Genomic DNA, 16,751 nt, shown 5'->3' with positions numbered 1-16,751 from the left:
GTGCTCTCCCCGTTCCCGCCCGTCCCGTGGACGGGCGGCATCGATCGTCGGCCGTGCTCCGGCAGCGTCACGTTCTGGCAGGGCTGCCGCACGGGCGGAGCGATCATACGTGCGCGGAGTTCCGGTTAGGTGTTCGGGGGGTCCATGACAAGGACCGCGGCGGCGCTGCGGATGTTCCGGACCGTCCACGAGGGGCAGTCCGCCTCCGCCTCCAGCTCCTCGCGCGTGAGCCACCGGAGCCCGGAGACCTCGCCGGGCGCCGCCGCGTACGGCTCGGCGCCCTCGGGGAGGCGGGCGGCGAACACCACGTTCACGACCGGCGTTCCCTGATCCGAGACGAAGAACGTGCTCTCCGCGTACCGCAGCGGAACGCCGTCGAGGTCGACGCCGACCTCCTCGGCCGCCTCCCGCCGCGCCGTCGCCTCCAGCACGTCGTCGCGCGGACGGGCCTCCTCCACCTTCCCGCCGGGCACCGAGAGCGTGCCCCCGGCGTGCCCGAGGTCCGGGTGCCGGACGATCAACAGCCAGCGGTCCCCGCGCCGCAGGGCGACGCAGACGTTGACGACGTACGCGGGGGCGGGCCCGTGGGGCGGGGGAGCGGCGGCGGCAGACATGGCGGCACCCTAGCCACCGTTGCCGGGCGCGGTCAGGGGTTCGGCCCGCTGATCACCCTCCTCCCGGCCGTTCTTCTCGCCCTCCTCCGGGTCGTTCTTCCCGCCCTCCTCCGGGTCGTTCTTCCGCTCCGCGCCGTCCGCGCGCGGTGTGAGGGACCAGGTCGCGGCGAGGGCGAGCAGCAGGAGTCCGGCGCACGCGTAGCTCGCGGCCTGGAGGCCGGTGGTCATCGCCGCGCGTGCCGCGTCCGCCGCCTCCGCGCCGCCCGGCCCGTCCGCGAGCGAGGGGATCGCCGCCCCGGCGCTGTCCGTCACCGCGCCGCTGAGGCGTTCGGCCTCCGCGTCCGGCATGCCCGCGCCGGTGAGGCGGTCGCGCAGGGACGTGCCGAGCGTGCTGAAGAACAGGGTGGTGAGCACGGCGATGCCGAGCGCGGAGCCGAGTTCGCGGGACGCGCTCTGGATGCCCGAGCCCTGCCCCGCGCTCGCGGCGGGGACCTCGGCGAGGACGACATTGGTGACCTGGGCCGTCGCGAGGCCCACCCCGATCCCGTAGACGAAGAGCGCCCCGGCGACCGGCCACCAGGCGCTGTCCGTCGCCGCGCACAGGCCGAGCGCGGCCAGCCCGGCGGCCTCCAGGCCGAGCCCGAGCCGCACCTGGGTCAGCGGCGGCACCGTCGCGGCCATCGAGAAGCCGGCCCCGCTCGCGACGAAGCTGCCCGCGGCGAGCGCCACGAGCGCGAGCCCCGCCTCGAACGCGCTGTAGCCGAGGGTGAACTGGAGCCAGAGCGGCAGGACGGCGACGATCCCGAACTCCCCGAGCCCCACGACGAGCGTGACCGCGTTCCCGTTCCGGAAGGAGGGGAGCGCGAACAGGCCGACGTCCATGAGCGGTTCCGCGCCGCGCCGCCGCAGCGCGGACTGACGGCGCCAGAAGACGGCCAGCGCGGCCGAGGCGGCGACGAGCGCGACGAGTACGGGCGAGGGCCCGCCGCCCCAGGTGACGCCGCCGACGGTCAGCGGCTCGACGGACGCCAGCCAGCCGTATGTACGCCCCTCGACCAGCGCGAACGCGAGCAGCCCGAGCCCCGCCGCCGAGAGCGCCGCACTGGGCGCGTCCACCCGGCCGCGGGAGCGGGGCGAGGCCGGGAGGCAGAGGCGGGCGGCGAGGGCGATCAGGGCGACGGCGGGGATGTTGAGGCCGAAGGCCCAGCGCCAGGAGAAGTCCGCGAGCCAGCCGCCGAGCAGCGGGCCGACCGCCGCCGCGGCGCCGATCGTCGAGCCCCAGACGGCGAACGCCTGTCCGCGCTCCCGGCCCGTGAACGCCGCGTTCACCAGGGCCAGCGAGGACGGCAGGATCATCGCGCCGCCCACGCCCTGGACGAACCGCGCGAGGATCAGCGTCCCGCCGTCCGGCGCGAGCCCGGCGCCCAGGCTCGTCGCGCCGAAGACGGCCAGGCCGAGCAGGAAGACGCGGCGCGCCCCGTACAGATCGGAGAGGCGGCCGGCGAGCAGCAGGAGCGCGGCGAAGACGATCGCGTAGGACTCCTGGACCCACTGCGCCTCGGTCGAGTCGATCCCGAGGTCCTCGATGACGGGTGCCAGCAGCACGTTGACGATCGTGAGGTCCACGACGATCAGCGCGACGCCCAGCGAGACGGCCACGAGACCGAGCCAGCGGCGGGGCATGGGTACCCCCATAAGTACCTCCATGAGTGAGTAACTTTACGGTGAAGGTACTTCATGGCCGCGGTACGTTGTCAAACCCCGGGGCATGCGAGGAGAGGACGGGACACGGTGACGGAACGGGTGGAGGAGCGGGTGGAGGAGCGGCGGGACCGGCTGATGGACGGGCTGCGCGCGTTCGGCGCCAACTACACGGAGTTCACCCGGCGGTTTGCCGTCTGGCTCGGGCTGCACGCCACCGACGCCGCCGCGCTCGCCGAGATCCTCTACGCGGAGGACAAGGGCACCCCGCTCTCCCCGGCCCGGCTCGCCGAGCGCGTCTCGCTGTCGTCCGGCGCGACGACCGCGCTGCTCAACCGGCTGGAGAAGGCCGGGCACGTCGTCCGTACCCGCGAGCAGGCCGACCGGCGCGTGGTCACGCTGCGCAGCAGCCCGGAGATCAGGCCGCGCGCCGTGGAGTTCTTCGGCCCGTACAGCGCGCGGCTCACGGAGGTGGTGGCCCGCCACGACCCGGAGCGGCTGCGGGAGTTCGAGGGGTTCCTCGACGAGCTGCGCGACGCGATGGGCGCGCTGCTCGCGGACGAGTACGGGGAGGGCGGTCCGGGCCGTGGCGGGCGCGAGGGGGCCTGAGCGGCGTGCTCAGTGCACGACGGATCAGTGCACGACGGAGATGCGCTCGTTCGGGTGCTCCGCGCTCTCCAGCTCGTCGACGAACGCGATCGCGTAGTCCTCGGCGCTGATAGAGCTGGTGCCGTCGTCGCCGGTCAGCAGGCGCTCGCCGCCGATGCGGTAGGTGCCGGTGCGCACGCCGGGGGCGATCTCGGGGGCGGGCGAGATGTAGGTCCAGTCGAGGTACTCGACGTCGCGGAGCTTCGTCAGCAGGTCGTGGTGGGCCAGTGCCTCGCCCTTGTAGGCGTCGGGGAAGCCGGGGGAGTCCAGCAGCATCTCGCCGGGCCCGACGAGCAGGCTGCCCGCGCCGCCGACGATCACGATGCGGCGCACGCCGGACTGCCGTACGCCCCGCAGGACGTCGTCGTAGAGCGCGCTGAACGGCTCGCGCGGATCGCTGCCGTCGCGCGGGGGCACCAGCGCCGAGGCCACGACGTCGTGCCCGGCGGCCAGTTCGGCGATCCGCTCCGGGTTCGAGGCGTCGGCGGCCACCGCCGTAAGCCGCGGATTTCCGTCCTCGGGCGCCAGGCCCGAACGGGTGATGGCCGTGACCTCGTGCTCCCGGGAGAGCGCTTCGGTGGCGATGCGGCTGCCGACCATGCCGGTGGCGCCGAGCAGGACGATCTTCATGGCGGGCCTTCCTGGGGGAGTGGCGTCGCCTTCCACCGTATGAACCGCACGAAGAAGGGCAAACGGTGCATAGGGAACGGAGCAAGGGGCCTGGTGACGCCCGGGGCGGCGTACGTCATGATGTGCCGGTGACCTCACCTGCCCCTTCCGGCCCACCGCTCGCGTACGACCTGGAGGGACGCAGGTCGGCCTGGGGAGCGCTGTGGCGGTGCGTGGTCCTGCTCGCCGTCGGGTGCGCGGCGATCTCCGCCGGTGCCTGGATCGACTCGAAGATCATCATCGCCGTGGACCCGGACGAGCTGGCGGCCCTGCCGAGCCTCCTCGCCGCGCTCGGCTTCGGCGCCGCGGCCGTGCTCTGGCTGCGCGCGCGGGACGGCTTCCTGGTGCCCGTCGTGCTCGGCGCGGCGCTCGCCGGGATCGGCGGCTCGCACGTGATCCACGCCGGGCTGCTGGACGGTACGCGCGTGGACCCGGACGTGCTCCGCGAGGTGTCCCCCGCGAACGTCCTGACCGCCGCCGGGCTCGTCGTGACCCTGGTCGGCGTGGTCTGGGCGGCCGTGAGCGGCCACCGCACGCCGCGCAAGCCGGGCACGAGCATCGGCGCGGGCACCCGGCCGGAGGAGTCGGCGGGCTGAGGGCTCAGGCCGACTCCGGGGCCGGCGTCATGGCGTGCGTCGTGGTCTGCGCCATGGCCTGCGTATCGAGGACGTCGAGCAGCCGCAGCTTGTCGGCCGCGTCCGTGCCGGGGGCCGGGGTGTGGAGGACGAGCCGCACGTCGGTGCCGGGCGCCGTGAGCACGTCGCAGGTCAGCTCCAGAGGCCCGACCCGCGGGTGGTGCACCGTCTTCGCGTCGGCCGTATGGACGCCGACCTCGTGCGTGTCCCACAGCGCGGCGAACCGGGCGCTCGCCGCGCGGAGTTCGGCGACCAGCGCCCGCAGATCCGGGTCCGAGGGATAGCGGGCGGTGGCGGCGCGCAGGTCGGCGGCCATCGCCGCCTCGAACCGGGCCGTCGCCGCGGGACCGCCGTGCGTGACGCGCGCGGACCCCGCGCCGCCGGTGAAGTGCTGCCACGGGACGTTCCGTTCGCGCCCCCGCAGCGCGGAGGGGTCACCCATCAGCGCCGCGTACAGCGGATTCCACGCGACGAGGTTCCACGCGGCGTCATGGACGCCCACGGGCGTCGCGGCCATCTGGTCGAGCAGCCGCAGGACGCCGGGCGTGAGGTGCGCGCAGATCTGGCGCGGTACCGGCGGGGACTGGCCCGCCAGCAGATACAGGTGGTCGCGTTCGGCGGGCGTCAGCCGCAGCGCGCGGGCGAGCGCGGCGAGGACCTGGCCGGAGGGCGAGGACGCGCGGCCCTGTTCGAGCCGGATCACGTAGTCGACGGAGACGCCCGCGAGTGCGGCCAGCTCCTCGCGCCGGAGCCCGGGCGCGCGCCGGGCCCGGGCCTGCTCCCGGGGGAGCCCGGCATCGCCCGGTCCGGTCCGGTCGCGCCAGCGGCGCAGCGCCGTGCCGAGCGTGCGGTCGGCGCCGTCGGGGCTGGGGTCGGGGTCGTCGTTCACCCGCTCAGTATCGGGACCGAGAGCGCGTTCGGGGAGGGCGGAGCCTGGTACGGGCGTTCCCAGGAAAGGTCCGGTACTCCCTTGTGCGGACCCTGGTACCGAGGCTGGGGCCCATGACGACCACGACCACGCCGGCCACCACGCCCGTACGCCGTGTCGAGCTGATCCACGACTTCGTGTGCGCCCGCTCGTACCTGGGCTTCACCCGTCTCGTCCGCGCCCTCCGCCGTCATGAGGAGGAGGGCGGCGGGCCCGTGGACCTGGTGCTGCGCCCGTACCGGGTCCGGCCCGGCGCACCGGCCGAGGCCGAGCCGCTCTTCGAGGTCCATAAGCGGGACAAGGGCGAGGAGGCCGCCCGCGCGATCCGCGCCGACCGCACCCTCGGGGCCGCCGACGGCCTCCGCGTCCGCTTCGACCGGGCGCTCTTCACCAGCACCTTCGCCGCGCACCTCCTCCGGGCCCGCGCCGTCGCGCAGGGGCGCGGCGTCGCGATGACCGAGCGCCTCTTCCGCGCGTACTTCACCGACGGACTGCACCTCTCGGACCCCGAGGTCCTCGCCCGCCTGGCCGAGGACGTGGGGGTGGCGACGGAGGGAACGGAGGACGCCGCCCTCCTGCGCGCCGAACTCGCCCGTACCCGGGACCTCGGCAGCGAGACGGGCCCCGTCTACCGCTTCGGGGACAGCACGGTCCTGGCGGAGGACCAGCCGGAGGAGGCGCTGCTGGCCGCGCTGGGGTGATCGAAATTCTCTCCGGAAGCGCGATGAGTTCCGGAGCCGGCGGCGGTCTCCTTTCCGACACCTCAGCGAGACAGCGAGTACGCACGTACGAGTGAAGGAACCCCATGAGTCAGCTTCTTCGCGTCCAGAACTTCACCGTCTCCCGTGACGGCTTCGGCGCCGGCGAGGGCCGGAGCCTGGAGAAGCCCTTCGGCCACGCCGACCCCGGGGCCTTGATGTCCTGGGCCGGAGCCACCGCGAGCTGGCCGAACCGTACGGACCCGGGCGGCAGCCGGGGCCTGGACGACTACCTCACGCGGGACTTCCACCGGAACATCGGCGCCGAGATCATGGGCCGCGGCAAGTTCGGCCCGCAGGAGGGGTCCTGGGAGGACCACGAGTGGCAGGGCTGGTGGGGCGACGAACCGCCCTTCCACACCCCGGTGTTCGTGATGACCCACCACACCCGGCCCTCGTTCACGCTCTCCGACACCACGTTCCACTTCGTGGACGCCGACCCGGCGACCGTCCTCGACCGGGCGAAGGAGGCGGCCAGGGGCAAGGACGTCCGGCTCGGCGGCGGCGCCACGATCATCCGCGCGTTCCTCGAAGCGGACCTCGTGGACACACTCCACGTCGCCGTCTCCGAGGTCGAACTGGGCAGCGGGGTCCCGTTCTGGAAGTCGCCCGACGAGCTGTTCGACCGCTTCCACCGCGATGTCGTGCCCAGCCCGCGCGGCGGCGTCACGCACCACCTCTTCTGGCGGAAGTGACGCTGCGTGCCCGGTGCTTGTGCGCCGTTTCATGGCTGCCCTCTGCTCTGACTGCTGGGCAGGGGCTGCCCCGTAGCCACGGGAGGGCCGGCCCCCTCACTCTCCGTTCGCGGCGAGGACGCGGCGGCAGTCGTGGCGCAGGGCCTCGTCCAGGTCCACGTGGTGGCGGGTGTTGCCCGCCGCGTCGTTGTTGCCGTGGCGCCGGGCGCGGGCCAGCTCGGCGCGGGCCAGGGGGACGGCGGGGGCCGCCGCCGGACCGAGTTCCGCCAGGCAGGCGGCGATGTCGGGGAGCCGGAACGCGTGGCGCCTCCACTGCTCCACCAGAAGCCGCGCCGTCTCCTCCGCGTCGCCCTGCACCCGCCAGAGGGCGAGCGCGGCGGACGTCCGGTGGTCGTCGTCCGCCAGGCGCTCGCGCAGCAGCGGCAGCAGCGGGGCCGCGTGCCGGCCCAGGAGGCCCGCCGTCTCGACGGCCCGTACGCGTTCCTGCGGCCGCCCCTCGCGCAGCGCGGCGTCCAGGACGCGGCGCACGCGGTCCAGGTCGTCCTCGCCGGTGATCCGCCACAGGGCGGTGGCCGCCTGGAGGGCGCGGTACCGGTCCATGTCCGCCGTCGCCCACGCCCGTACGCCCTCCGCGTGCCCGGCCGCCTCCGGGCCGTACCGTGCGAGGAGGCGGAACGCGGCGAGGCGCGTCGGGACGTCCTCGGCCGCCGCGTACGCCCCCGCCACCGGCAGGCCCTCCGGCGGCGCCGGAACGGCGAGCGCGTCGAGGAAACGGGCGCGGCGCCAGTGGGCCCCGGGGCGCAGCCGGGAGAGCCGCTTCAGCAGGACGGGGCCGAGGGGAGCGGAGTGCGGGGCGAGCGGACGCAGCCGCTCGGCCAGGTCGTACGGCGGGGCCTCCCGCCCCAGCCGCAGCGCCAGCTCGGGCACGGCGCGCGGGTCGCCCTGCGCGGCCAGCGCGTCGACGGCCCGGTCGTACAGCTCCTCGTGCTTCGGCTCGAACGCGGCCACGTCGCCGCGCGGCCGGTACGCCTCGACCGCCGCGGCGATCGTGTCCGCGACGCCGTGCGCGAGGGGGTGCAGGAACGTCAGTTCGCTCAGCGCCTCGGCCGCCGAACGCGCGTCGTCGCCCATGGTCTGACCGGCGATCAGCGCGACCGGCTCCTCGCTGGGCAGCCGCCACCCCGACAGCAGGATGCCGGCCTGGCGCATCGCCGCGCGGCGCTGCCTCACCGACGGGCTGCGCAACTGGTCGACCAGCAGCTCCAGTCGGGCGTCCGTACGGTCCGTGAGCGCCGTCTGGAGCCGCCGGAGCAGCTCGACGGCCTCGTCGGCGTCGAGCGCGGCGCGGTGCTCGGCACGCAGCTCGCGCAGGTACGACACCATCGTGTCGGTACGCGGACGCGCGGGCTCCGGTGCGCCCGGGGACGGCGATGTGTCCGGGGACGCCGGTGCGTCCGGGGGCACCTCGCGGGCCTCGCGCATGGCCTCCTTCACCCACTCCACGGCCCTCGGCGGCAGCAGCGCGGGGGCGCAGCGGGCCAGGCCCGTCAGCGTCGCGAGCAGCAGTTCGGGCCGGGGCCGGGCCTCGTGGGCGACGCGCACCAGGCAGTCGCCCGCGCCCTCGGCGGTCTCCCCGCCGTGCCGTACGCCCAGGTCGGCGAGGGCCGTGACGAGGGCGCGCAGCACCTCGGCGTCGGGCTCCTCGGCCAGCCGTGCGCGCAGCGCCTCCAGCACCCGCCCGGCGTCGGCGTGGAGCCGGACGAGCGCGCCCGGCACGACGGCGCGCAGCTCCGGGTCCGGATCGCCGAGCAGCGCGAACAGCTCGGCGGAGCGGCCCCGTACGGTCTCGGAAGCGGTCACGTAATGGGCGACCCAGGCCTCGTGCTCCGCCTCGTCCTCGAAGTCGGTCCATATCTCCTCGGGGTCCGGGACCGTGTCCCCCGCGATGCTGCACATCAGCGCCAGGACCGTGCCCCGGTCGCGTACCGCCGGTTCGAGGAGCAGGGCGAAGAGGAAGGGGAGGCTGGCGACCGTGCAGTCGTAGACGTCGCCCTGGTGGTGGACCGCGCCGTACATGCCGTCCAGCGCGGTCTCCCGCTCCTCGGGGTCGTCCGAGGCCAGGCCGCGCAGCAGCTCCGGCACGTCCGACGCGTCGCCGTAGGCGTGCTCCATGGACGCCCAGTCGACGTCCTCGATCCCTCTCAGCACTGGCCGCACTCTGTCGTCCCCTCCCCGCGGTGGTCCCGGTGATCACAGCATGCCGGACGTCCGCACTGTCGAGTCGCGCGGGGATTCCGCGCATACTGCACGGGACAGCGGTCCTGTCCGGTCCTGTTCGGTACGTACGGGGACGAGGAGGCGGTGTGCGGCGACTCCGGTGCGCGGTGATGCTGACGGGGCTGCTGGTGCTGACGGCGCCCCTGGTGGGATGCGCGGACGACGACCCCGGCCGCGGGAAGGACGCGGACGCCGGGGCGTCCCCCGGGGCCTCCGAGTCCCCCGGGGCCTCCGCCGGTCCGTCGCGGAACCCGGATCCCGTGGTGCTCGTGCACGGGCTCGGCGGGAGCCCCGCCGACTGGGAGACGTTCCGGCGCTGGTTCGTCCGCGACGGGTACGAGGAGAAGCGGATCGCCGCCGTCGACCTCACGGCCGGGCGGCCCAACGACGAGAACGCCCGCGTCATCGCCCGTACCGTGCGGAAGCTGCTCGCCGACACGGGCGCCGCCAAGGCGGACCTCGTGGCGTTCTCCATGGGGAACCTCTCGGCCCGGCACTACCTCAAGAAGCTCGACGGCACGGCGCACGTACGGGAGTTCGCCGGGATCGCCGGCCCCAATCAGGGCATGGACACCCCGCTCACGGGCGACTGCGGGCCCCGCACGGACACCGACGCCTGCCAGATGGGCGAGGACTCCGTCTTCCTCCGGGCGCTCAACGCGGGCGACGAGACCCCGGGCCCCGTCCGCTACGCCACCTGGCGCTCGGACGCCGACGACATCGTCCCCGCCGACAGCACCCCGCTCCAGGGCGCCGCCAACCACACCGTGCCGCAGGCCCTCGGCCACGTGGAGCTGATCGGTGACCGGCACGTCTACCGCGCGGTGCGCGACTTCCTGCGGGGCGGCTGAGCCCCCGGAGCGGGCCCCGCCCGGGCGCGGACCGGTCGCGTGCGGACGCGGACCGGGCTCGGCCGCCCCGGCATGGTGAGCGATACTCGGCAGCGGACCGTATGCACCAGGGAAAGGCCCGCCCGGATGAGCCGGATGAGTCAGAGCAGCGCCCCCGACCCCATAGCCGTGCTCGGCGAGTGCGTGGCCGACGCGTTCACCACGCGCGGCGGTGACGCGCCGCTCGGGCTGGAGGTCTTCCCCGGGGGCGGTCCCGCGAACACGGCCGTGGCGCTGGGGCGGCTCGGCACGCCGACCCGGTTCGTCGGGCGGCTCTCCTCCGACATCTTCGGCCGCCTCTTCCGCGAGCACCTCGCCGCCTCCGACGTCGACCTGAGCGGCTGCGTCGACGCCGCCGAGTCGAGCACGCTCGCCGTCGCCGACCTGGACGAGGAGGGCCGCGCGGACTTCTCGTTCCACGCGCGGGGCACCGCGGACTGGCAGTGGACGACGGACGAGCTGGTCGCCGCCGTGAAGCCGCCGCTCTCCTGTCTGCACACCGGCTCCCTCGCGCTCGTACGGCCGCCGGGCGCGGAGGCGGTCGAGGAGCTGCTCACGCTCGTACGGCCGTACGCGACGGTCTCCCTCGATCCCAACGTCCGCCCGCTGCTGGTCGATCCGGCCGTCTACCGCGAGGCGCTGCCCCGCTGGTGCGCGGCGGCCGACATCCTGCGGCTCTCCGACGACGACCTGGAGCACCTCGTGCCGGGCGCGGATCCCGAGCGTGCCGTGGACGTCTTCCACGCGGCCGGGACCCGGCTCGTCGTGATCACGCTCGGCGCCGAGGGCGTGCTCGCCTCGCTCGACGGCGAGGTCCGCCGTGCCGACGCGCCGCGCACGGACGTGGTGGACACGGTCGGCGCGGGCGACTCGTTCATGGCCGGGTTCCTGCACGCGCTGCACGGGGACGGCGCGCTCGGCGGACGCCTCTCCGCGCTCGACGCCGAACAGGTCGGGAGCGCGCTGGAGTTCGGCGTCCGCGTCGCGTCGGCGGTCGTCGCGGTGCGCGGCGCGAACCCGCCGTGGGCGGCGGACCTGAAGGAGCCGGAGTCCGAATCGGGGCGCGAGCGCGGACCGGAGCCGGAGCGGGAATCGGAGCCGGAACCGGAGACCGGGGAGCATGGGGAGGCCGACCCGGTCCCCGGCTCCGACGACTGAGGCGGACCGCCGGGGCGAGCGCCGGGCCTACGGGCAGCGCACGACCTGCCCCGCCCACGACATTCCGCCGCCGAAGCTCAGCAGCAGCACCGGGCCCCCGGAGGGGAGTTCGCCGCGCTCGGCCATCTTGGAGAGGGCGAGCGGGACCGAGGCCGCCGAGGTGTTGCCGGAGTCCACCACGTCGCGCCCGATGACGACGTGCCCGGGCAGGTCGAGCTGCTTCACGACGTTCTCGATGATGCGCAGGTTGGCCTGGTGGGTGACGAGCCCCGCCAGGTCGCCGGGCTCGATCCCGGCGCGGGCGCAGGCCTCGCGGGCGAGCGCGGGCAGCTCGGAGGTGACCCAGCGGAAGACGGTCTGGCCGTCCTGCGCGAAGCGCGGGTGCCAGTCGTCGAGCAGCCGTACGGCCTGGGCGCGCGTCGGATCGGAGCCCCACACGACGGGGCCGAGCCCCTCGTCGTCGGCCGCGCTGACGACCGCGGCGCCCGCGCCGTCGCCGAGGAGCACGCACGTGCTGCGGTCGGTCCAGTCCGTGACGTCGGACATCTTCTCGGCGCCGATCACGAGCGCGTGCCGGGCCGCGCCCGCCGCCACGGAGTGCCCGGCGGTGGCGAGGGCCGTGCAGAATCCGGCGCAGCCGTTGTTGAGGTCGTAGGCGACCGCGCCGGGGATGCCGAGGCGGCCCGCGACCTGGGCGGCGATCGAGGGGCAGCGGTCGATCGCCGAGCATGTCGCGACGGTGACCAGCCCGATGTCGGCGGGGTCGAGCCCGGCGGCGGCCAGCGCCTTGCCCGCGGCCGCGGCGGCGAGGTCGGTGACGGACTCGTCGGCCCCGGCGATCCGGCGCGTGACGATGCCGGTGCGGCGGCGGATCCAGTCGTCGCTGGTGTCGACCATCTGCGCGAGGTCGTCGTTCGTGAGGACGCGCGCGGGCTGGTGGTGGCCCAGCGCGGCGATACGGGTTCCGGGCATGGCCGGAATATAGCAACCGACCGATCGGAAGTTAAATGGGACCGCAGGGCTACGATGGAGGCATGAGCCCACGGAAGTCCGCCGCGGAGTCCCGCAGAACGCGCGAGCGCATCATCGAGCGCTCCGTCGCGATCGGCTCCGTCGAGGGGCTGGAGGGGCTCACCCTCGGCCGGCTCGCCGCCGACCTCGGCATGAGCAAGGCGGGTGTCCTCGGCCACTTCGGCTCCAAGCAGGCCCTCCAGCTCGCCGCGCTGCACGGGGCCTCCGGGCTCTTTACCCGCCTCGTATGGGAGCCGGTGGCCGACGAGAAGCCGGGGCTCACCCGGCTGCGGGCCTTCTGCGAGGCCTGGATCCGCTATCTGGAGCGGGAGCGCGAGGCGTTCCCCGGCGGCTGCTTCTTCGCGGCCGCCTCCGCCGAGTTCGACACGCGCGGCGGGCCCGTACGGGACACGGTCGCCCGCCTCCTGCTGCGCGGCCGCCGCCTGCTCGTGAACGACCTGCGCATCGCCGTCGCGGCGGGCGAACTCCCGCCCGGCACCGACCCCGACCAGACGGCCTTCGAGATCACCGGCCTCTATATGGCGCTCAACCAGGAGATCCAGCTCTTCGCCTCCCCCACGGCCCCGGCCCGCACCCGCCGCGCCCTGGACCGGATCCTGTCCGCCGGGGCGTGAGCCCCGCGCGAACCGGGGTATCGGTCGGTCAGACCGGGCCGTCCGTCGGCGGGAGCGGGGACCATGCTGACCATCGCGATATCGGGCTTCGCGGTCCTCGTGTCGCTGGGGTCGCTGATCCTCGCGCACGCCTCCAGCCGCCGTGCGCAGATGCCGGTCCTGCAGTTCATGTGGGAGGACGGCCGGGAGGACGAGGAAGGGGGCGGGGACGGGAGCGGAGGCGGTGGCTGGCCGCGCGGTTCGGGCTGTGCCGCAGGATGGGCGGCTGGGCCGACCCCGTGCTGTCGTACGTGCCGGGGGATCACCAGCCCTCGTTGTGAAGGCGGTCCCTGATGTGGGAGGGGAAGCGTTCGACCTGGGGGTCGAGGAAGTCGATCAGGTCCATCAGGGCGTGCTGGAGGCGTATCAGGCGGTCGGGCCGGGTGGGGCGGGCGGCGAACTCCCGGATGGACTCGGTGAGTCCGGCGTACCAGGCGGCGAACACCGGGTCCTCGTCCAGGCGTCGGGAGAACTCGGCGTAGCCGATGCAGGTGTCGCCCTCGCCGGGGGCGATCACCGTTTCGCCGATGGCGCGTTGCTCGCCCCGGAAGAGGCGGAAGCTCAGGTTGCCGGGGTCGTTGTTGAGCGCGGTGCTGATGGCGTCCATCAGCTCGACCATCCTGCGGTTGTCCGCGCTGTCCCCGAGGTCCAGGAACTGCACGCGGCGGCGCAGGATCTCCACCCAGCCCAGGTACTCGGCGAAGACGAAGAGCGTGCTGCGCAGGGCGTACTCCCGCTCCCGGGGCGTGCCGCGCTCGTAATACGTGGCCAGGAACGCCTCGGGGCCGCGTGCGAAGTTGAAGACCCGGGCCTGGAGGTCGAACGCCGCCCACAGCAGCGGGTCCCGGTAGCGGCTCATCACGTCCTCGCGGGCCTCGTCGCGGGAGCGGGCCTCGGCCTGTTCCTGGAGGCGCGCGGAGAGCAGCGCCTGGCCGCGGCTCGACCGGGAGGAGAGCACGGCGCTGGCGAGGGCGACGACGCCGGAGCTGATGGCGAGGAAGAGTTCAACGCTCATGGGCGCATTGTCGATCAGGAAAAGTGATCGCGTGCGCGGTTCGCATGCCAGTACGGTTCAGGGCGTGGCGAAACTGAATCAGATCATCGCGGTCGAGAAGGGCGTCAGGACCAAGGCGCAGCAGGACCTGACCGAGGCCCAGCGCGGGCTGCAGAAGCCCGCCCTGCTGGCCGGGATCTCGCGCACGTACCAGCCCAAGGACGAGGAGGGCGAGCAGTTGCCGCCCGAGTCGACGCGGGTGCAGGTGCAGGCCGAGGATGTGCTGCGGGACTCCGCCGCGGCCCTCACCCGGCTCTTCGACGTGACGGCCACCAAGGACTGGACGAACTGCGAGGCCCGCGCGGACGTGACCGTGGAGGGGCGGGTGCTGGTCGCCCAGGCTCCCGTGACGTATCTGCTGTTCCTGGAGAAGCAGTTGGCGGAGCTGCACGCCGTGCTCCGCAAGCTGCCGGTGCTGGACGCCGCCGAGGCGTGGACCCTCGACCCGTCCACGGACGCCTGGAAGACCGAGCCGGTGCGCACCGTGCGGACGAAGAAGGTGCCGCGCAACCATGTGAAGGCCGAGGCGACGGAGAAGCACCCGGCCCAGGTCGAGGTCTATTACGAGGACATTCCCGTCGGGTACTGGACGACGGTCAAGTTCTCCGGCGCGCTGCCCGCGCGCCGCGTGCGCGAGCTGCTGGACCGGCTGGAGAAGCTCCAGCAGGCCGTGAAGTTCGCCCGCGAGGAGGCCAACGGCGCGGAGATCACCGACCAGCGGGTGGGCGACGCCGTGTTCGGCTATCTTTTCGGATAGCACCACGCCTCTCAGGAGGCACCCATGAACCCCCTGGCCCGCGCTCAGTCGTGAGGCCAGGGTGCGCGAGGAGCGCAAGCTGAAGAAGGAAGTTTGTCGTGACGGCACGGTCCCGCCGCCGAAGGCGGGGGCGTGATCAATCTCAGACTCTCGCTCCAGACTCAGTATCCGCCTTGTCCCCTCGCCTGGACGGTTGGGCCCGGGCTCCTGCCGTCGGATGCCGGTTCAAGTCCGGCCAGCCGCTCTCCGTGCGGCTGTAGCTCAAAGGCAGAGCACGACGGCCTCATGACTGACCCTGGCTGCCAGTCGCAGGCGTGAACAAGGGGACGGCACCACTCACAGGGCCCGGGGGAACTGGACATGTCTCCCGGGCCCGCTCGCGCGCCGCGACCGGCGCGGGTCACGCCGTGGGCAGCGCCCGTTCGACGATCGCGCCCGTGTCGGCACCGACCGGCAGCGTGCCGAAGGCCAGCCCCGAGTCGCCGCCCAGCCGCGAGGCGCAGAAGGCGTCGGCCACAGCCGCCGGCGCGTACCGCACCAGCAGCGAGCCCTGGAGCACGAGCGCCATGTTCTCCGCGAGGCGCCGCGCCCTGCCCTCGATGCCGTCCAGGTCGCCGAGGTCGGAGAGCACCTCCTTCACCGCGTCGTCCAGCCGGTGGTCGGCGCCCCGGGTCTGGCCGATCTCGCTCAGGAACGCGTTCAGCGAGTCGGGCGAACGCTGGAGCGCGCGCAGCATGTCGAGCGACTGGACGTTGCCCGAGCCCTCCCAGATCGAGTTCAGCGGCGACTCGCGCAGCAGCCGGGGCATGCCGGACTCCTCCACGTAACCGTTGCCGCCCAGGCACTCCAGGGCCTCGGCGGCCAGCGGCGTCGCGCGCTTCGTCACCCAGTACTTGGCGGCCGGGACCGCCAGCCGCAGGAACGCCCTGTCCTGCGCGTCTCCCGCCGCCGCGCCGTCGTACGCCGCCGCGAGCCGCATCGCGAGCGCCGTCGCCGCCTCCGACTCGATCGCGAGGTCCGCCAGCACGTTCTTCATCAGCGGCTGGTCGATCAGCGTCGTGCCGAACGCCGCGCGGTGCGCGGTGTGGTGGGCGGCCTGCGCGACCGCCTGCCGCATCAGCGCCGCCGAGCCCGTCACGCAGTCCAGCCGGGTCGCCGCGACCATCTCGATGATCGTCGCCACGCCGCGCCCCTCCTCGCCCACGCGCCGCGCCCACGTCGTCCCGTCGAACTCGACCTCGCTCGACGCGTTCGAGCGGTTGCCGAGCTTGTCCTTGAGCCGCTGGATGCGGAACGTGTTGCGCGTGCCGTCCGGCAGGACGCGGGGGACGAGGAAGCAGGTGAGCCCTCCGGGCGCCTGGGCCAGGACGAGGAAGACGTCCGACATCGGGGCCGAGCAGAACCACTTGTGGCCGGTCAGGACGTACTCCCCCTCGCCCCCGCTCGTCAGGGGTACGGCCGCCGTCGTGTTCGCCCGGACGTCGCTGCCGCCCTGCTTCTCCGTCATGCCCATTCCCGCGATGGCGCCGGCCTTCGCGGACGCGGGGCGGTCCAGCCCGTAGTCGTACGTGTGCGAGGCCAGCAGCGGCTCCCACTCGGCCGCGACCTCCGGCTCCCGGCGCAGCGCGGGCACCGCCGCGTGCGTCATCGACAGGGGGCAGCCGTGGCCCGCCTCGACCTGCGACCACACGTAGAACGCCGCCGAGCGGCGCAGTTGCCCGTCCGGGCGCGACCAGGGGTCGGTGAGCCCGGCCGCGACGCCGCGCTCCATCAGGCGGTGCCAGGCGGGATGGAACTCGACCTCGTCGATCCGGTGCCCGTAACGGTCGTGCGTACGCAGCACGGGCGGGCACTCGTTGGCCTGCCGGCCCCACTCCTGGGCCTCCGCCGAGCCCGCCGCGCGGCCCAGCGCGCTCAGCTCGCCGCGCGCCTCCTCCGCGCGCTCGGGCGCCACATGCCGGGCGACGGCCTCCGCGAGGGCGTGATCCTCGGTGAAGAGGTCGTACTCGACCAGGGGCGGGGGCTGGTTGGCCACGGTGTGCGTCGAGGCGGAGTCCGGGGCTGCGGCGGTGGCTGACATGACAGCCAGAATAAATCTCCCGTGCTGGTTTGGGGCGTGCGCGTTCAGGGGCGCGGGGGCATTCCGCGATGCACCGCCATTCCCTGCTGCGCTTGGGAGGTCTGCGCGAAGGCGCAGGGCTGGCAAGCGCAGTCCCCCCACGCCGGGCGCGCCCCTACAAGAGCCGGGTACGGGGCGCCCCGCACCGTGCGTGCCCCTTCAG

Annotated in this window: 16 protein-coding genes; 8 read left to right on the top strand and 8 right to left on the bottom strand. The window is 74.1% G+C overall.

Annotated elements, in window-relative coordinates; genetic code table 11:
• Positions 1-125: 125 nt before the first annotated feature.
• Positions 126-614, bottom strand: a complete 489-nt coding sequence (locus ABD343_RS20915; protein ID WP_344530441.1) for an NUDIX hydrolase — start codon at positions 612-614, stop codon at positions 126-128.
• A gap of 9 nt (positions 615-623) precedes the next feature.
• Positions 624-2,309 carry an MFS transporter gene (locus ABD343_RS20910; RefSeq protein WP_344530439.1) on the bottom strand — a complete coding sequence of 562 codons (1,686 nt, stop codon included), beginning with the start codon at positions 2,307-2,309 and terminating at the stop codon, positions 624-626.
• A 144-nt stretch (positions 2,310-2,453) separates the two neighbouring features.
• On the opposite strand from ABD343_RS20910, the gene ABD343_RS20905 reads away from it, so the two are divergent.
• Positions 2,454-2,924 (top strand): MarR family winged helix-turn-helix transcriptional regulator, encoded by a 471-nt coding sequence (locus ABD343_RS20905; protein ID WP_344530921.1) that lies wholly within the window; start codon positions 2,454-2,456, stop codon positions 2,922-2,924.
• A 24-nt stretch (positions 2,925-2,948) separates the two neighbouring features.
• On the opposite strand, the gene ABD343_RS20900 is transcribed toward ABD343_RS20905, so the two are convergent.
• On the bottom strand, positions 2,949-3,593 hold the full coding sequence (locus tag ABD343_RS20900; RefSeq protein ID WP_344530437.1) for an NAD(P)-dependent oxidoreductase: 645 nt from the start codon (positions 3,591-3,593) through the stop codon (positions 2,949-2,951).
• A 128-nt stretch (positions 3,594-3,721) separates the two neighbouring features.
• Here ABD343_RS20900 and ABD343_RS20895 point away from each other — a divergent pair, with 128 nt between their 5' ends.
• Positions 3,722-4,228 carry a hypothetical protein gene (locus ABD343_RS20895; protein ID WP_344530435.1) on the top strand — a complete coding sequence of 169 codons (507 nt, stop codon included), beginning with the start codon at positions 3,722-3,724 and terminating at the stop codon, positions 4,226-4,228.
• A 4-nt stretch (positions 4,229-4,232) separates the two neighbouring features.
• Here the strand turns inward: ABD343_RS20895 and ABD343_RS20890 are convergent, their stop codons facing one another.
• Positions 4,233-5,156: a helix-turn-helix domain-containing protein gene (locus ABD343_RS20890; RefSeq protein ID WP_344530433.1), complete on the bottom strand. Its 924-nt coding sequence runs from the start codon at positions 5,154-5,156 to the stop codon at positions 4,233-4,235.
• A 113-nt stretch (positions 5,157-5,269) separates the two neighbouring features.
• On the opposite strand from ABD343_RS20890, the gene ABD343_RS20885 reads away from it, so the two are divergent.
• Both ABD343_RS20885 and ABD343_RS20880 read left to right on the top strand, forming a co-directional pair.
• On the top strand, positions 5,270-5,896 hold the full coding sequence (locus ABD343_RS20885) for a DsbA family oxidoreductase (protein WP_344530430.1): 627 nt from the start codon (positions 5,270-5,272) through the stop codon (positions 5,894-5,896).
• A gap of 104 nt (positions 5,897-6,000) precedes the next feature.
• Complete coding sequence (locus ABD343_RS20880) at positions 6,001-6,648, top strand: dihydrofolate reductase family protein (protein WP_344530428.1); 648 nt, start codon at positions 6,001-6,003, stop codon at positions 6,646-6,648.
• A 96-nt stretch (positions 6,649-6,744) separates the two neighbouring features.
• Here ABD343_RS20880 and ABD343_RS20875 read toward each other — a convergent pair whose 3' ends face one another.
• Entirely contained in the window at positions 6,745-8,856 is a 2,112-nt protein-coding gene (locus tag ABD343_RS20875) for a HEAT repeat domain-containing protein (RefSeq protein ID WP_344530426.1), read from the bottom strand.
• A gap of 155 nt (positions 8,857-9,011) precedes the next feature.
• Between ABD343_RS20875 and ABD343_RS20870 the strand changes: the two genes are divergently transcribed.
• Positions 9,012-9,776 carry an esterase/lipase family protein gene (locus ABD343_RS20870; protein WP_344530424.1) on the top strand — a complete coding sequence of 255 codons (765 nt, stop codon included), beginning with the start codon at positions 9,012-9,014 and terminating at the stop codon, positions 9,774-9,776.
• A gap of 135 nt (positions 9,777-9,911) precedes the next feature.
• Complete coding sequence (locus ABD343_RS20865) at positions 9,912-10,973, top strand: carbohydrate kinase family protein (protein ID WP_344530422.1); 1,062 nt, start codon at positions 9,912-9,914, stop codon at positions 10,971-10,973.
• A 27-nt stretch (positions 10,974-11,000) separates the two neighbouring features.
• Here the strand turns inward: ABD343_RS20865 and ABD343_RS20860 are convergent, their stop codons facing one another.
• A complete protein-coding gene (locus ABD343_RS20860) occupies positions 11,001-11,945 on the bottom strand; it encodes a beta-ketoacyl-ACP synthase III (protein WP_344530420.1) in 945 nt (314 codons plus the stop codon).
• A 62-nt stretch (positions 11,946-12,007) separates the two neighbouring features.
• On the opposite strand from ABD343_RS20860, the gene ABD343_RS20855 reads away from it, so the two are divergent.
• The gene (locus ABD343_RS20855) at positions 12,008-12,619 is read left to right on the top strand and encodes a TetR/AcrR family transcriptional regulator (RefSeq protein ID WP_344530418.1); all 612 of its coding nucleotides are present in this window, start codon (positions 12,008-12,010) and stop codon (positions 12,617-12,619) included.
• Between the two features lie 301 nt (positions 12,620-12,920).
• Here the strand turns inward: ABD343_RS20855 and ABD343_RS20850 are convergent, their stop codons facing one another.
• Entirely contained in the window at positions 12,921-13,673 is a 753-nt protein-coding gene (locus tag ABD343_RS20850) for a hypothetical protein (RefSeq protein WP_344530416.1), read from the bottom strand.
• 64 nt (positions 13,674-13,737) lie between these two features.
• Between ABD343_RS20850 and ABD343_RS20845 the strand changes: the two genes are divergently transcribed.
• Positions 13,738-14,469 (top strand): DUF7873 family protein, encoded by a 732-nt coding sequence (locus tag ABD343_RS20845; RefSeq protein WP_344530414.1) that lies wholly within the window; start codon positions 13,738-13,740, stop codon positions 14,467-14,469.
• A gap of 400 nt (positions 14,470-14,869) precedes the next feature.
• On the opposite strand, the gene ABD343_RS20840 is transcribed toward ABD343_RS20845, so the two are convergent.
• Positions 14,870-16,549 (bottom strand): acyl-CoA dehydrogenase family protein, encoded by a 1,680-nt coding sequence (locus ABD343_RS20840; protein ID WP_344530412.1) that lies wholly within the window; start codon positions 16,547-16,549, stop codon positions 14,870-14,872.
• Between the last annotated feature and the right edge of the window lie 202 nt (positions 16,550-16,751).

The organism is Streptomyces albiaxialis (genome assembly GCF_039530985.1).
Classification (GTDB): domain Bacteria; phylum Actinomycetota; class Actinomycetes; order Streptomycetales; family Streptomycetaceae; genus Streptomyces; species Streptomyces albiaxialis.
This window is presented reverse-complemented; position numbering and strand designations above follow the sequence as displayed.

What these genes read in the sequence shown, in the direction of transcription:
- ABD343_RS20840 (WP_344530412.1), bottom strand. Translation starts at nt 16,549, where the DNA reads ATGTCAGCCACCGCCGCAGCCCCGGACTCCGCCTCGACGCACACCGTG.
- ABD343_RS20855 (WP_344530418.1), top strand. Translation starts at nt 12,008, where the DNA reads ATGAGCCCACGGAAGTCCGCCGCGGAGTCCCGCAGAACGCGCGAGCGC.
- ABD343_RS20880 (WP_344530428.1), top strand. Translation starts at nt 6,001, where the DNA reads ATGAGTCAGCTTCTTCGCGTCCAGAACTTCACCGTCTCCCGTGACGGC.
- ABD343_RS20915 (WP_344530441.1), bottom strand. Translation starts at nt 614, where the DNA reads ATGTCTGCCGCCGCCGCTCCCCCGCCCCACGGGCCCGCCCCCGCGTAC.
- ABD343_RS20900 (WP_344530437.1), bottom strand. Translation starts at nt 3,593, where the DNA reads ATGAAGATCGTCCTGCTCGGCGCCACCGGCATGGTCGGCAGCCGCATC.
- ABD343_RS20905 (WP_344530921.1), top strand. Translation starts at nt 2,454, where the DNA reads ATGGACGGGCTGCGCGCGTTCGGCGCCAACTACACGGAGTTCACCCGG.
- ABD343_RS20850 (WP_344530416.1), bottom strand. Translation starts at nt 13,673, where the DNA reads ATGAGCGTTGAACTCTTCCTCGCCATCAGCTCCGGCGTCGTCGCCCTC.
- ABD343_RS20910 (WP_344530439.1), bottom strand. Translation starts at nt 2,309, where the DNA reads ATGGGGGTACCCATGCCCCGCCGCTGGCTCGGTCTCGTGGCCGTCTCG.
- ABD343_RS20865 (WP_344530422.1), top strand. Translation starts at nt 9,912, where the DNA reads ATGAGTCAGAGCAGCGCCCCCGACCCCATAGCCGTGCTCGGCGAGTGC.
- ABD343_RS20885 (WP_344530430.1), top strand. Translation starts at nt 5,270, where the DNA reads ATGACGACCACGACCACGCCGGCCACCACGCCCGTACGCCGTGTCGAG.
- ABD343_RS20860 (WP_344530420.1), bottom strand. Translation starts at nt 11,945, where the DNA reads ATGCCCGGAACCCGTATCGCCGCGCTGGGCCACCACCAGCCCGCGCGC.